Origin of the sequence: Pantoea sp. GM_Pan_3 (assembly GCF_026541045.1) — a bacterium.
Taxonomy (GTDB): Bacteria; Pseudomonadota; Gammaproteobacteria; order Enterobacterales; family Enterobacteriaceae; genus Pantoea; species Pantoea anthophila.
Map to the genome: position 1 here is coordinate 1,378,890 of NZ_JALNVA010000001.1, position 14,316 is coordinate 1,393,205.

Annotated in this window: 14 protein-coding genes; 7 read left to right on the forward strand and 7 right to left on the reverse strand. The window is 55.6% G+C overall.

Annotated elements, in window-relative coordinates:
• Positions 1-180 precede the first annotated feature (180 nt).
• On the forward strand, positions 181-756 hold the full coding sequence (locus tag OXR04_RS06545) for a cytochrome b (protein WP_033736338.1): 576 nt from the start codon (positions 181-183) through the stop codon (positions 754-756).
• A gap of 4 nt (positions 757-760) precedes the next feature.
• A complete protein-coding gene (locus tag OXR04_RS06550; protein ID WP_009090908.1) occupies positions 761-1,333 on the forward strand; it encodes a YceI family protein in 573 nt (190 codons plus the stop codon).
• A 47-nt stretch (positions 1,334-1,380) separates the two neighbouring features.
• On the opposite strand, the gene OXR04_RS06555 is transcribed toward OXR04_RS06550, so the two are convergent.
• Positions 1,381-2,430, reverse strand: a complete 1,050-nt coding sequence (locus OXR04_RS06555) for a rhodanese-related sulfurtransferase (RefSeq protein ID WP_267369512.1) — start codon at positions 2,428-2,430, stop codon at positions 1,381-1,383.
• Positions 2,431-2,683: 253 nt separating this feature from the next.
• On the opposite strand from OXR04_RS06555, the gene OXR04_RS06560 reads away from it, so the two are divergent.
• The 3 genes from OXR04_RS06560 to OXR04_RS06570 all read left to right on the forward strand — a co-directional run bounded on the left by OXR04_RS06560 (position 2,684) and on the right by OXR04_RS06570 (position 4,938).
• The gene (locus tag OXR04_RS06560; RefSeq protein WP_009090910.1) at positions 2,684-3,607 is read left to right on the forward strand and encodes a Kdo(2)-lipid IV(A) acyltransferase; all 924 of its coding nucleotides are present in this window, start codon (positions 2,684-2,686) and stop codon (positions 3,605-3,607) included.
• Positions 3,608-4,151: 544 nt separating this feature from the next.
• Positions 4,152-4,418 (forward strand): hypothetical protein, encoded by a 267-nt coding sequence (locus OXR04_RS06565; protein ID WP_009090911.1) that lies wholly within the window; start codon positions 4,152-4,154, stop codon positions 4,416-4,418.
• A 118-nt stretch (positions 4,419-4,536) separates the two neighbouring features.
• Entirely contained in the window at positions 4,537-4,938 is a 402-nt protein-coding gene (locus OXR04_RS06570) for a MysB family protein (protein ID WP_009090912.1), read from the forward strand.
• Here the strand turns inward: OXR04_RS06570 and OXR04_RS06575 are convergent.
• From OXR04_RS06575 to OXR04_RS06585, 3 genes are all read right to left on the reverse strand, one after another.
• Positions 4,929-5,168, reverse strand: a complete 240-nt coding sequence (locus OXR04_RS06575) for a YceK/YidQ family lipoprotein (RefSeq protein ID WP_033736571.1) — start codon at positions 5,166-5,168, stop codon at positions 4,929-4,931. The two genes, OXR04_RS06570 and OXR04_RS06575, sit on opposite strands and share 10 nt — an antisense overlap.
• Positions 5,169-5,297: 129 nt before the next feature.
• Positions 5,298-7,850 (reverse strand): glucans biosynthesis glucosyltransferase MdoH, encoded by a 2,553-nt coding sequence (gene mdoH, locus OXR04_RS06580; RefSeq protein WP_009090914.1) that lies wholly within the window; start codon positions 7,848-7,850, stop codon positions 5,298-5,300.
• Positions 7,843-9,378, reverse strand: a complete 1,536-nt coding sequence (locus tag OXR04_RS06585) for a glucan biosynthesis protein G (protein WP_181161904.1) — start codon at positions 9,376-9,378, stop codon at positions 7,843-7,845. The genes mdoH and OXR04_RS06585 overlap by 8 nt, the downstream gene beginning before the upstream one ends.
• Before the next feature lie 268 nt (positions 9,379-9,646).
• Here OXR04_RS06585 and mdoC point away from each other — a divergent pair, with 268 nt between their 5' ends.
• Complete coding sequence (mdoC, locus tag OXR04_RS06590) at positions 9,647-10,777, forward strand: glucans biosynthesis protein MdoC (protein WP_111208047.1); 1,131 nt, start codon at positions 9,647-9,649, stop codon at positions 10,775-10,777.
• A gap of 282 nt (positions 10,778-11,059) precedes the next feature.
• Here the strand turns inward: mdoC and OXR04_RS06595 are convergent, their stop codons facing one another.
• Entirely contained in the window at positions 11,060-12,520 is a 1,461-nt protein-coding gene (locus tag OXR04_RS06595; RefSeq protein ID WP_267369513.1) for a phospholipase D family protein, read from the reverse strand.
• A gap of 155 nt (positions 12,521-12,675) precedes the next feature.
• On the opposite strand from OXR04_RS06595, the gene OXR04_RS06600 reads away from it, so the two are divergent.
• Complete coding sequence (locus OXR04_RS06600) at positions 12,676-13,839, forward strand: hypothetical protein (RefSeq protein WP_046101584.1); 1,164 nt, start codon at positions 12,676-12,678, stop codon at positions 13,837-13,839.
• On the opposite strand, the gene OXR04_RS06605 is transcribed toward OXR04_RS06600, so the two are convergent.
• A complete protein-coding gene (locus tag OXR04_RS06605; protein WP_009090919.1) occupies positions 13,827-14,000 on the reverse strand; it encodes a hypothetical protein in 174 nt (57 codons plus the stop codon). The two genes, OXR04_RS06600 and OXR04_RS06605, sit on opposite strands and share 13 nt — an antisense overlap.
• A gap of 40 nt (positions 14,001-14,040) precedes the next feature.
• Complete coding sequence (locus tag OXR04_RS06610) at positions 14,041-14,184, reverse strand: hypothetical protein (protein WP_009090920.1); 144 nt, start codon at positions 14,182-14,184, stop codon at positions 14,041-14,043.
• Between the last annotated feature and the right edge of the window lie 132 nt (positions 14,185-14,316).

A 14,316-nucleotide genomic window follows, 5' to 3' on the forward strand; every position in this document is an offset into this window, starting at 1 on the left:
ATGAGGTTGACCGTTTTCCCCTCATCAAAATTATTATTCAGTAATATTGCCCATTTCCCTGCCTTTTTATTCAACCTTTTCCGATGATTTTTTTAAGTTTATAGAAGCGTAAGGGCGATTGCTTTTATATTTCATAATGTGGATGCTTATTTCATATTATTTCTACGTGACGCTCAGATTATGTTATTACGTAATACACCGCATCAGTTTGGCCGGGTTGCTGTGCTGCTGCACTGGTCGATGGCACTGGCCATTTATGGCATGTTTGCGCTGGGATTATGGATGGTCGGTCTGGGCTATTACGACAGCTGGTATCACGACGCCCCGGAAATTCATAAAAGTATTGGCGTGCTGCTGTTACTGACGCTGATTATCCGCCTGGTGTGGCGCGTTATTTCGCCGCCGCCCAGGCCCCTGAGCAGCCATTCCCCTCTGGTGCGCATCAGTTCTGTCGTGGCACACCTGTTACTTTATACCCTGCTGCTGGCCATTCTGATCAGCGGCTATCTCATCTCCACCGCCGACGGTAAACCCATCGCCGTGTTCAGCTGGTTTACGCTGCCTGCCCTGTTCAGCGGTGCAGGCGAGCAGGCCGACCTCGCAGGCGATATTCACCTCTGGCTGGCCTGGAGTGTGGTGATCCTGTCGATCCTGCACGGTCTGGCTGCGATAAAACACCATGTTATCGATCGCGATAACACCTTAAAACGAATGTCAGGTTTACGCCTCCCCTTACCCTCTGAAAAGGACAGATAATATGTTGAAGAAAAGTCTGCTGACGATGACCGCGGCCAGCCTGCTGCTCGGTTCCCTGAGTGCCAGTGCCGCTGACTACAAAATTGATAAAGAGGGGCAGCACGCCTTTATTCAGTTTCGCATCCAGCATCTGGGTTACAGCTGGCTCTACGGTACCTTTAAGGATTTCGATGGCCGCTTCACCTTTGATGAGAAGAACCCTGCCGCCGATAAAGTCGAGGTGACGATTAATACCAGCAGCGTGGATACCAACCATGCTGAACGTGACAAACATCTGCGCAGCGCGGATTTCCTGAACAGCAGTAAAAATCCGCAGGCGACTTTTAAATCCACGTCGGTGAAGAAAGAGGGCGATGAATTAGAGATTACCGGCGATCTGACGCTGAACGGCGTCACGAAGCCGGTGACGCTGGAGGCAAAGAAGCTGGGTGAAGGCAAAGATCCGTGGGGCGGTTATCGTGCTGGCTTTGAAGCGGAAGGTGAAATTGCGCTGAAAGATTTCAATATAACGAAAGATCTGGGGCCAGCCTCGCAGAAGGTTCAGCTGATGATCTCGGTGGAAGGTGTGCGTCAGTAAAGCCGCGGGCCGCCTGAATCAGCGTTCAGGCGGCCACGTTTACCGCTTTATGACTTCTTCGGCGCGGGAATGGTCATGTTTAACAGGCCACGCGACTTGTTAAAGATTTTATTGCCATTCTCTCGTCCGGCACGACGGGCGCGCTGCTCTTCCGGAGAGAGCTTCGCCTCTTCCTGACAGATCGGACTGCAGCAGTTCTCAAACTTCTCTGCGCAGCTCTTGCACTGAATAAACAGCAGATGACAGCCGTCATTCACGCAGTTGACGTGGGTATCGCAGGGCTCACCGCACTGATGGCAGTTTGCCAGCACATCGTCAGAAATCCGCTCACCCATCCGCTCATCAAAGACAAAGTTTTTGCCTTTGAATCTGACCGGCAAGCCCTGTTCACGGGCGCGGCGGGCGTACTCGATGATGCCACCCTCGATATGGTAGACATCTTCAAAACCGTTATGCCGCATCCAGGCACTGGCCTTTTCGCAGCGGATGCCGCCGGTGCAGTACATGACGATCTTTTTATCTTTCTGCTCCCTGAGCATATCCACGGCCATTGGCAGCTGGTCACGGAAGGTGTCTGCCGGCACTTCCAGCGCGTTGTCAAAATGGCCCACTTCATATTCGTAGTGGTTTCGCATATCGACAAACAGCGCGTCCGGATCGTCCAGCATGGCGTTGACTTCCGCCGCTTTCAGGTAGTGACCAACATTGCTTGCGTCGAAGCTGCTGTCCTCAATACCGTCCGCCACGATGCGATCGCGCACTTTCAGGCGCAGTACCCAGAACGACTTTCCATCATCATCCAGTGCGACGTTCATACGCAGGTTGTTCAGCGCCGGATCGAACGCATACAGCCAGGCCTTCATCTTTTCATACTGGCTGGCAGGCACGCTGATCTGCGCGTTGATGCCTTCATGGGCAACATAGACGCGACCAAACACCTTGAGGGCGGTCAGGCCAACATAGAGCGCATCACGGAAGGCTTTAGGATCGGCAATCTGAAAATACTTATAAAAAGAGACAGTGGTGCGCGGCTCAGTTTCAGCCAGCATGCGCGCCTTCAGCTCTTTATTGGAAACGAGGTTATGTAACACTGGCATGGTGTTCTTTCCTGTTATCAATAGGAGAAAATTAGCGGGCACATGATACCTGATTTCAGGTGTATGCAAAGCGTTGCGTCAGGACCGATAGTCAGTTGCTGTTTTTTCCGGCACTCGCGGCGGCTTTCTCCCCGCTCATTGAGGCGCGGTTCCATCAGCGATATTTAAGCGAACGTTAAAAACTGGCACAATAGTGTAAATCAATGAGATATCAGCACCGCAGGGTGCATGACGCAGGAAAATTAACCTTCACATGACTCAGTTGCCTCAGTTTTCACGAGAACTGCTTCACCCGCGCTATTGGCTGACCTGGCTGGGTATCGCTTTTCTTTATCTTTTGGTGCTCCTTCCTTATCCTCTGCTCTATGTGCTCGGCTGCAATATTGGCCGTATCGCCATGCGCTTTATGAATCGTCGCGTCAGCATCGCCCGGCGTAATCTGGAATTAAGTTTTCCGGAGATGCCGGTCAATGAGCGCGAGGCGATGGTGAAACATAATTTCGAATCCGTCGGCATGGGCCTGATTGAAACCGGCATGGCGTGGTTCTGGCCCGACTGGCGTATTAACAAGTGGCACAAGCCCTCCGGTCTGGAGCATATTCAGGCCGCGCGCGACAACCAGCGCGGTGTGCTGCTCATCGGCATGCACTTTCTGACGCTGGAGATCGGCGCGCGCATGTTTGGCATCCACAATCCTGGCATTGGCGTCTATCGCCCCAATGACAACAAGCTGATTGACTGGCTGCAGGTCAAAGGTCGCATGCGGTCAAACAAAAGCATGCTCGACCGTAAGGATCTCAAAGGAATGATCCGCGCCCTGAAGCAGGGGGACATTATCTGGTATGCCCCCGATCACGACTATGGCCCGCGCAGCAGCGTCTTTGTTCCCTTCTTTGGCGTGGAAAAGGCGGCAACGACGGTGGGGACCCATCTGCTGATCCGCGCCGGCAACCCCGCTGTCATCCCGTTTGTGCCGCGTCGTCTGCCTGGTGGCCGGGGCTATGAACTGATGATCCTGCCCGACATCCGCAGCGAATTTACGCTGGAAAACGATGAAGTCACCGCGGCCAGGATGAACAAAGTGGTTGAAGAGGGTGTGCTGCTGGCACCTGAGCAATATATGTGGCTGCATCGCCGCTTTAAAACCCGTCCGCAAGGCGAACCCTCCCGCTATTAATCTGCCACGCTAAACGGTCTCACGGCCGTTTAGCGCCTCTTCTGCTGCAATGCTCTGTCCCGATAAATCAATCGCGCGGCTGCCCGATATTGCGGCTTCCCGGTTTAACGATCCAGCTATTATCAGATACGCTCGCAGGAGACGCTGATTTCCACCGCATTCAATCAGCCGGGCTTATTTATTAAAACCACAAAGAGCCGCCTGCTGCATATTCTGGCAGACATTCATCAGATTTTAATTATCCTGCTTTAATTTCCGCTGGCGCTAATTATTTTTATCACCAGGCCTATTCCTATTTAGCCAGGCTTAATGCTTTCTGGTCGCTTATCAATCCACTAAAATTAACTTAATTAACAAGGGATTGTCATTCAAGCCGCCGACATATTCATTTTTACAAAAATTTAACAGCCCGATATGCCGTTATTGCATTTGAACCTGTTCCGACTTAACGGTAATTTCAGCAGTGACATTCAGGCTTTTAACGACTTCAGCTCAATTATAAAAAAACGATTTCACACACAGCGAACCTCAGGGGATCCCTAATATGAGTAAAGGTCTCTACTATTACGTCACCATTACGACCGATCAGGAGAACTACCATTTTCTTCATCGTCAGGGATGCAGGCGGATGCCCGGCAAGGAGCAGATGATTTTTATCGGCACCCTGTATAATCTCAGCCAGGCCTTATCCATCGCCAGAATCAATTTTAAGAAAGTTAAACCCTGCATCAAATGCTGTATTCGCTACGCGGCACCGGTTATTCATGAGTCGGTACAGCCGGTTCTGCACTTCCCGCAAAAAATGCGTTAATCCCGCTGCTGGCGGGAAGTGGTTTATTTCCCGCCAGTTACACGCCCCCGCCCTTTCCCTCCGGCAAATTTCGTCTATTCTTCACTGAAATCAAGTGAACCCGGTAAGGAGAAGATCGATGAGCATGTACAGTACCTTAGAGGAAGCGATTGATGCTGCACGTGAGGAGTTTCTCGCAAATAACCCTGAAGTGGATGAAGAAGAGGCGTCGGTCAGCCAGTTCGGCCTGCAAAAGTATGTGATGCAGGATGGCGATATCATGTGGCAGGCTGAGTTCCTGGTCGACGAAGGTGACGCAGGCGAATGCCTTCCTTACCGCACCGGTGAAGCTGCTCAGGCTATTTTTGACGCTGATTTTGACGAAGTGGAACTGCGTCAGGAGTGGTTAGCGGAAAACACCCTGCACGAGTGGGACGACGGCGAGTTCCAGCTGGAGCCGCCGCTGGACACCGAAGAGGGTGAAGCCGCGGCTCAGGAGTGGGAAGATGATAACAGCGACTCCGATCGCGGTTATTCGTAAGGACCATGGCTGGCATCCACTGGCAACAGCAGGGTGTCCAGCACCAGCGACAGGGGCAGATCAAGGATGGTCAGCACCCGCCATCCGCTGTCGCGTACATCCCACTGTACGCCCGGATAGTACTGATTACCGTGTCCCTGTCCGGGCACGGTTCGGCTGATAATACTGCCGCATCCGCTTAAGCAGAGCACCGCGAGAGCGATAACACCTGCCTTTAAAACTCGTTTCACCACGAAACCCGCCTTTACCTGCCCCAGAGAGTGTCACGCGCGGCATGCGGTGACGGCCTGCGAGTAAATTATCATCCCCGCCCTGTTTTCATCCCATAAAAAAAGCGGCATCGCTGCCGCTTTTTCAGATTACGCGTTTTTTGCCAGCGCGTTAGGGTTGAGCGTCAGTTTCTGATAACTCTCTACCCACTGGTGATACTTCTCCGCATTTTCCCACAGTCGGGTATGGACGCGGGCCAGCACCACCGGATCGCTGATCAGCTGCAGACGCTGGTCGCGGCTGAGTTTTTCCGGTGCATCGCTCAGCGCCTGATCGACACGACGGTCGCGGGCGTAGTCGAGTAACTGACTCTGCCGGTGACGTGAAGTCGCCAGGGCTGTCGCCAGCGCGTTAAACGCCGGATGGAACAGCGCGTGCATAAAGCCGTTCTCCAGTACACGCTCGCGGTTGAGCTGCAGATAGCGGTCGGTGTCCACCAGCTCCTGCGGCGGTGAAGACTCTTCCGGGATCAGGAACAGCTTCGCGCGCTTGCTCTTCAGGCCCAGCGTTGCACGGCTCGACATCACCGACACAAACGGTGACAGGATCAGGGAGAAGACGATCGGTGCCAGCCACCACAGGAAGTTGAGATCCAGCAGTCCCATACCAATTGCCCACACCAGACCCAGTGCCATCTGTGAACCGTGACGTTTGAACGCCTCGCCCCATGGCGTGGCATCGTCATCACGCTGCGGGGAGTTCCAGACGACTTCCCATCCAAGGAAGGCGCTGACCACAAACACGGTGTGGAACAGCATGCGCACCGGGGCCAGCAGCACCGAGAACAGCGTTTCCAGCACCAGTGACAACAGCACGCGCAGTGCGCCACCGTAAGGCTTCGCCCCCTTAAACCAGATCAGCACCACGCTCAGCAGCTTCGGCAGGAACAGAAGCACCATCGTGGTCGAGAACAGCGCTATCGCCAGCTCCGGACGCCACTGCGGCCAGACCGGGAAGAGCTGTCGCGGCTGCAGGAAGTAGGTCGGCTCCATAAGCGTATGCACGACCTGCAGGGCCGTGGAAAGCGCCAGGAACAGGAACCACAGCGGAGCTGACAGGTAGGACATCACGCCGGTCAGGAACACCGCGCGGTGAACCGGGTGCATCCCTTTTACCAGGAACAGACGGAAGTTCATCAGGTTACCGTGGCACCAGCGGCGGTCGCGCTTCAGCTCATCCAGCAGGTTCGGCGGCAGTTCTTCATAAGAGCCCGGCAGGTCATAGGCGATCCAGACGCCCCAGCCGGCACGACGCATCAGTGCCGCCTCGACGAAGTCATGCGACATAATCGAGCCCGCAAACGACCCCTCGCCCGGTAATGGCGCCAGCGCACAGTGCTCGATAAAGGGTTTCACGCGGATAATGGCGTTATGACCCCAGTAGTGCGACTCGCCCAGCTGCCAGAAGTGCAGACCGGCGGTAAACAGCGGACCATAGACGCGGGTCGCAAACTGCTGACAGCGCGCATAGAGCGTATCCATTCCTGAGGCTTTCGGCGACGACTGGATGATCCCGGCGTTCGGGTTAGCCTCCATCATACGCACCAGGCCGGTCAGGCACTCGCCACTCATGACGCTATCGGCATCCAGCACCACCATGTAGCTGTAGTTGCTGCCCCAGCGGCGACAAAAGTCATCGATGTTGCCGCTTTTGCGCTTCACACGACGACGGCGACGGCGATAGAAGATCTTGCCTGCCCCGCCGACGTCACGAACCAGTTCCATCCAGGCTTTCTGTTCGGCAACGGCGATATCCGCATCGTAGCTGTCACTGAGGATGTAGACGTCAAAGTGCTCTGCGTTACCGGTGCGAACCACAGACTCCCAGGTCGCACGCAGACCGGCGTAAACACGCTCAACGTCTTCATTACAGATCGGCATAATCAGCGCGGTGCGATGCGCCGGATTCAGCGGCTCATCCCCGACCGTGGAGTAGGAGATGCTGTATTTATCGCGCCCAATCAGCAGCTGCAGGAAGCCCATCAGTGCGGTCCAGAAACCGGCTGACACCCAGCAGAACAGAATGGCAAACAGGAACAGGATGCCGGTCTGCAGCACATACGGCAGAATCTGCATCACTGACTGCTGCCAGTTCTGGTTGATCATCTCCATCGGGTCCAGCAGCGTCCAGCCCTGATAGGGCAGAATGCTCTTCATGTACCAGGTGGCGACCACGGTCTGGAAAATCGTCAGGATCAGCAGAATGTAGCGACGAATCGAACCGACATGACGCCACTTCTCTTCGGCTCGCTGCTCTTCCGCACTGGCGTAGCGCGGCACAGATTTGCGTCCACGCAGAGAGTCCCAGGCACGGGCAACCGGGTTGGTGCGCCACGCTTCCGGGAACATCAGTGATCGTTTGACTTTGGGCATCGCCTTCAGCGTGGTGCGGTCGAGGTAATCTTTACCTAGCTGCTGACCGCCCGCCAGTGCATCGGGCCAGGCCATTTCCACCCGCGATGAGACCGATTTTAACGGCGCATCGTCGGGACGGTCACTGGCTGCGACATCCCTGCCCAGCACATCATGAATGAAGTGGAACGCACTGGCATTCTGCAATGAGACGCTCAGGCGAGACTTCCCTGCCGCATCCAGCGGCAGAGATTCCACATAACGTTGAGGTGTAAAAGTCGATTTATTCATTGGCAGGTAACTGATAGCTCCAGGTTTCCGTCAATGTCTTGTCGCCGCTAACCAGCGCCGCACGCATTTCGGTGGACTGCTTGGCATCTTTCACACGCAGACGCAACACCAGACGCCAGCCTTTAGTGACCGGGTTATAACGTACGCTCTGCTCAACCACTTCAGCGTTTTTACCGACGCTGACCTGCGGGGTCACCTGACTGTTTTCCGCCATCTTACTCATGTCTTTACCCACGAAGTCGATGGTGAAAGCCACGGTGCCATCCGGCTGACGCACCAGGTTCGACTGCTTCACGTCACCCGCTGAGCGCAGGGTGTTTTTGACCCAGGCAATGTCATCCGAGTGCAGCTGCTTCTCGTCGCGCGAGAAGTGCAGGCGATATTTGAAGTTCATCTCTTTGCCAGGCTCTGGCAGCGTCTCCGGCGTCCAGAACGCAACGATGTTATCGTTGGTTTCATCGGCCGTTGGGATTTCAACCAGTTCAACCCGGCCTTTACCCCAGTCGCCTAATGGCTCCACCCAGCCGCTTGGGCGCAGGTCATAGCGGTCATCCAGATCCTGATAGTTGCTGAAGTCACGCCCGCGCTGCAGCAGACCAAAGCCTTTCGGATTCTCGATAGTGTAAGTGCTCACCGCCAGATGACGCGGGTTGTTCAGCGGACGCCAGATCCACTCTCCGTTGCCATTGTGGATAGAGAGGCCGTCAGAGTCATGCAGCGCCGGACGGAAGTTATTCACTGTCGATGGCTGGTTCTGGCCAAACAGGAACATACTGGTCAGCGGAGCAATACCCAGTTTGCCGACGTTATCACGCAGGTAAACTTTGGACTGCACATCCACGGTAGAGGCTTCACCCGGACGCAGCACGAAGCGATACGCACCCGTCGCACGAGGCGAATCGAGCAGCGCATAGATCACCAGCTGTTTGTCCTGAGGTTTCGGACGCTCAATCCAGAACTCTTTGAAACGCGGGAACTCTTCACCGGACGGCAATGCCGTATCGATGGCGAGTCCACGCGCCGACAGGCCATAGACCTGACCGGCACCGATTACACGGAAATAGCTGGCGCCCAGGAAGCTGGCGATCTCATCGTTTTTACCCTTGTTATTAAGCGGGTAAAGCACTTTGAAACCGGCAAAACCGAGGTTTTTAACGGCGTCAGCGTCATGTTTTACGTTACCGAAATTGAAATAATCGGGGCTGTATTTGATCTCACGCACCGCGCTGGCGGTCACTTCGTTGATCTGCACCGGGGTATCGAAATACATCCCCTGGTGATAGAACTCCAGCTTGAACGGCGTGCGCAGTTTGCCCCAGTACGCTTTATCGTGGTTAAACTGGATCTGCTGATAGTCAGCAAATTTCATTTCACGAAATTGAGAGGGTAAATTGCTTTTAGGCGCTTCGAAGCTTTTCCCTGCCAACGCTTTGGCTTGTGTGGCAACATCATCAATGTTAAACGCCCAACTGTTATTGGCATATAACGCCAGCAGAACCGCAGTACCAATCCAGCGTACCTTCATCAGTCCGGCTTTATTTTTTTCTTTAGTCAGCACATCCCCCCCTTTCGTGTGCTTAAATCAAACCCGTTTATCTTAAAGGATTATTCGGTTTTCCGACAGCTTATGCGCAACATTGTTCCCGCATTTCGTCAGGCTTAACGCTACTTTTAGGACAATTAGACACTACGGATTCCACTGATAGTATACCCGGTTTATGGCAGGTAGAATTTTACCCGGACATAATCCGGTTTCAGGGTGAAACTGGCTAACCGTACTAACGAACTGGAACTTTATGAGTACTGTAAAACCTGAACGTGAATATTTCCTCGACTCTATCCGCGCTTACCTGATGTTGCTGGGGGTACCGTTTCACGTTTCCCTCATCTACTCCGCGCAGAAATGGGCAGTGAACAGCCAGGAAGCCTCGTTATGGCTGACGCTGCTGAATGATTTTATTCATGCATTTCGCATGCAGGTGTTCTTTGTTATCTCGGGTTACTTCTCCTACATGCTCTATCTGCGCTATCAGCCGCGGCGTTTCCTGAAGGTGCGTCTGGAACGCGTCGGGATCCCCATGCTCACTGCGGTGCCGCTGATTACGCTGCCACAATTTTTCATGCTGAAAGCCTGGACAGATAAGCTGGCCGACTGGCCCCGCTTCACCCCCTATCAGAAGTTCAATAACCTGATGTGGGAGCTGATTTCACACCTGTGGTTTCTGGTGGTGCTGGTGATGCTGACTACGCTGGGTATGGTGACGTTTCGCTGGCTGCGCGACCAGCACCGCGCCATCGACTACACGCGGGTCGGCTGGGGTACGCTGACGGTGGGTGTACTGGCCTGGGCCCTGCTCTGGTGTGTGTTCCGCCGTCTGGTGTTTATCTTCCAGCCCGCCTGGCTGATGGATGGTCTGTTCAATATCATCGTGATGCAGACGCTCTTCTACCTGCCCTTCTTTATGCTGGGCGCACTGGCGTGGAAACATCCGCCGCTGAAAGCGCTGTTTGTGCGGTTTAATCCGGTGATGTGGATTGGCGCGCTGCTGCTGTTTATCGCCTACTGCACCAATCAGCGTCTGAGCAGTGGCGATGGCTGGCTGTATGAGCTGGATGCGCTGATTACCACGCTGATGGGGCTCTGCATGCTGAATGTCTGCTTCTGCTTTGGTCATAAGCTGCTGAATGCGCATTCGCCGCGCATTATGTATCTGGTTAATGCGTCGCTGTTTATCTATCTGGTGCACCATCCGCTGACGCTGCTGTATGGCATTTATGTCACGCCACGGATTGAAAACAACACGCTGGGGTTCTTTGTCGGCTTACTGATGGTGTTTGGCATCGCGTTTCTGCTGTATGAGATCCACCTGCGCATTCCACTGCTGCGGTTCCTGTTTTCGGGGAAGTTTGAGCGTAAAGAGGTCTGACGAAGCATGGGAGACAGGGCGCACCGGCTTTCATCGTCGGGTGCCTGGTGAGCAGGCTCAGGGAGGCTGTACCTTACGCAAAGACGCAAAACCGCCATCCCTGGCGGGCTCAGCGCGGGCCATCCCTGGCCCGCTATGCTTTGCTACAGGTACAGCCTCCCATCGCTTTACGTCGGGCAGTCGCCTGTGAGAGTCCCGCCCTGGAGTAATGGTCGCCATGAAGCAACGCCTCCGGGATGAGCCTGCGCATGTGCCTGTGCAGGTGCGCACGCAGGCGCAGGCTTACAGCAGCCACTCAATCGGCAGTCGCCACACCAGCCGCACCTGCAGTCGTTGCCACCAGGAGCAGTCCGGTTCGTGCTTATGCACAATCTGCTGCGGCTCGTCCGGATACTCCAGCCAGTTCACCCGCCCCCACTTATCCAGCCGCAGTGTCCAGGCCCGATCACGCATCGACTGACTGAAGCGCTGGTGCGTTTCTCCGGCCAGCGCCGCACTCTCAATCACCAGCCCCATTTCAGTATTCAGCACCGCTGAGCGCGGATCGAAGTTAAAGGAGCCGATAAACAACGTCTTTTGATCCACTGAGAACGTTTTTGCGTGCAGGCTGGAGCCCGAGTTACCGGTTAACCCCCGGTCGTGCGGCGCATCCTGCATGGCCGCCTGCGGTTTCAGCTCATAAAGCGCAATGCCGTGACGCAGCAGCTTTTTGCGCCACCGGGCGTAACCGGCATGAACAATCGACACGTCATTGGCTGCCAGCGAATTGGTCAGAATGGCGATCTTCACCCCTTTGCGTTTCAGCGCCAGCAGCTGAGCGACGCCCGCGCGGGTCGGCACAAAGTAAGCTGAGATAATATCGAACTGCTCTTGTGGCGTGCCAATCACCTCCAGCATACGCTGCGGCAGCAGGCTTTTCGCGCGCGCTTTACCCAGCCCCTTGCGCGGGTCATCACTCAGCAGACGCGCTTTTGCCCAGGTCAGATCCAGCGTGCCCTGCGCCATATCCTGCAGCAGCGACGCGTTTTCCAGCCGCTGAAGATAGCGCTGCACCGGCTCACTGTGACGCCATTCGGCGGGCAGGCTCACGCTATCCTCGTCCGGTTCATCATCATCCAGCACCTGCTGCAGCGGCGCGACCGGCTTACTGTGCCAGTAGCGTTCAAAATCCCCGGCCACCTCGCTGACCACCGGCCCAATCGCCATGACGTCGAGATCGGCAAACAGCGGCTCATTACCGGTGCCAAAATATTCATCGCCAATGTTGCGCCCGCCCACAATGGTGGTGACACCATCCACGGTGAAGCTTTTGTTGTGCATCCGCCGGTTCAGACGGGCGAAGTCAGTGAGATAGCCCAGTGCGCGCAGGGTGCGAAAAGAGAAAGGATTGAAGAGCCGCACCTCAATATTGGGGTGGCGGTTGAGCTGAGCAAGGGTGTCATCCAGGCCAGGCGTATTGTTATCATCCAGCAGCAGTCGTACCTTGACGCCGCGGCGCGCCGCCTCCAGCATGGCGCTGAACAGCAGGCGGCCAGAGAGATCGTTTTGCCAGATGTAGTACTGAATATCGAGTGACCGCGCCGCCTTTTGCATCAGCAGATAGCGTGCAGCGAACGCATCCAGCCCGTCGCTGAGGGGATGGATGCCGCTCAGCCCCGGGTGGCGCTGACACTGAGGGGCCAGCTTTGTTTCCAGCCAGCTGGCAGGCTCCGGTGAGTGGGCGAGTTCAAACGCTTCGGTCATGACAATTCCCTGTATATGGCAGTTATTTTTATTATTCCCCGGTCCCACCGCTGAGGCTATACCTCTGTTCCGACTTAGCAAAAAGTCGCGGGCGTTTTTTAGTCTAGACTTAACCGGACGATCTGTGACCGGCAATGCTCCGGCAGGAGAGGAATATGTCTCATCACCCCCTTTTTGATGCCAGCCAGCGCCACCATCCCCGTCTGTTTCGCAGTTTTTTCCAGGGCAGCTTCCCCTGCTCCACGGCCTGCCGCACGCCCGGAAAACGGCTCGATATGGTCATCAGCAGCGGGCATGACATGCTGCTGGAAAAGGATTATGCGGCCCTGGCTGAGCAGCATCTGCTGACCGCCCGCGACGGTGCACGCTGGCACCTGATTGAGAAGGTGCCGGGTCACTATGACTGGCAGAGCTTTCTGCCGATGGTTGAGGCGGCGCGGCGTCAGCAGGTAGAGATCATCTGGGAGCTGGCTCACTTTGGCTATCCGGATCATCTTAATATCTGGAAAGCGGAATTTGTTGACCATTTTAGCCGTTTCGCCCGCGCAATGGCGCAGCTGATGCGCGATGAAGGCATTGAAAATCCCTTCTTTACGCCGGTTAACCAAATCTCATTCTGGTCATGGGCCGGGGCGGAGGTGGCCTGGTTCAATCCGCATGCCGCAGGGCGCGGCAAAGAGCTGAAGCGCCAGCTGGTGCGAGCGTCTCTGGCGGCGATCCATGCCATCCGGGAGGTCTATCCGGGGGCGCGGTTTGTGCTGACCGACCCGCTGGTGCAGATCGCCCATCATCCCACTAATCCGGACAGCAAACCCTACGCCGATGCCCAGCATCAGGCGCAGTTTGAAGCCTGGGATATGCTGGCCGGTCGCGTGGATAAAGAGCTGGGCGGCAGCGAAGATTGCCTGGATATTCTCGGCCTCAACTACTATCCCGATAACCACTGGTTTTTCCCCGATCAGCCGATGTCGCTGGAGGAACCGGAGCGGGTGCCGCTGCACATTTTGCTGGCGCAGTGCTGGCAGCGCTTCCAGCGCCCGATGCTGATTGCCGAAACCGGCGCGGAGGGCGAGGCCCGTGCCCCCTGGCTGCAGGAGGTCAGTGAGAACGTGGCGGTGGCACTGGATCAGGGGATTGCCGTAGAGGGCATTTCGCTCTATCCCGTAGTGGAGTATCCCGCGTGGGCGGATGACCGCCGTTCGCCTGGCCCGCTGCTGGGATTAGCGGACCCCAATGGCAACCGTAATCTGCATGAAGCCCTGGCGCTGATACTGCGCAGCCAGCAGATCAGGTTCACGGCACGCGATCAGACGTGCTGAGCGGGTGGCTTTTTGGGATGGCAGGACTGAACGTCGAGTGAAGGATCGGCAGGATGCCGGACATCGGTCAGCCAGACCATGGTAAACAGGAAGGTAACGCCGATCAGGCAGGCCGCCAGCAGACCGATAATGGCGATCAATTTGTCATCTCTGGATTCCATTGCCCTCTCCTTATTCCCTGCGCTGACGCAGCGGTCTCTGTCAGCTCATCCAGAGCGTAATCATCAGGACGAAGATTATAAGCGTTACCGAGGTCACCGCAAGCACCACTATCGCAAAGTGCGCATCGTCCATGGAGTGGCGAATCGGCTCATCGTGATCATCGGGCGGCAAAGGTAACGACATAACTATCCTGTGAAAAAGCATGGGCCGCCGGGAGTAATGCGGTGCGTGACAGTGTAGATGAAAGGCGGAGTGACGTCTGTTTCTTTCGTCCGGGAAATAAACCGGCCCGTGCCAGGGCGGCACGGGCCGGTC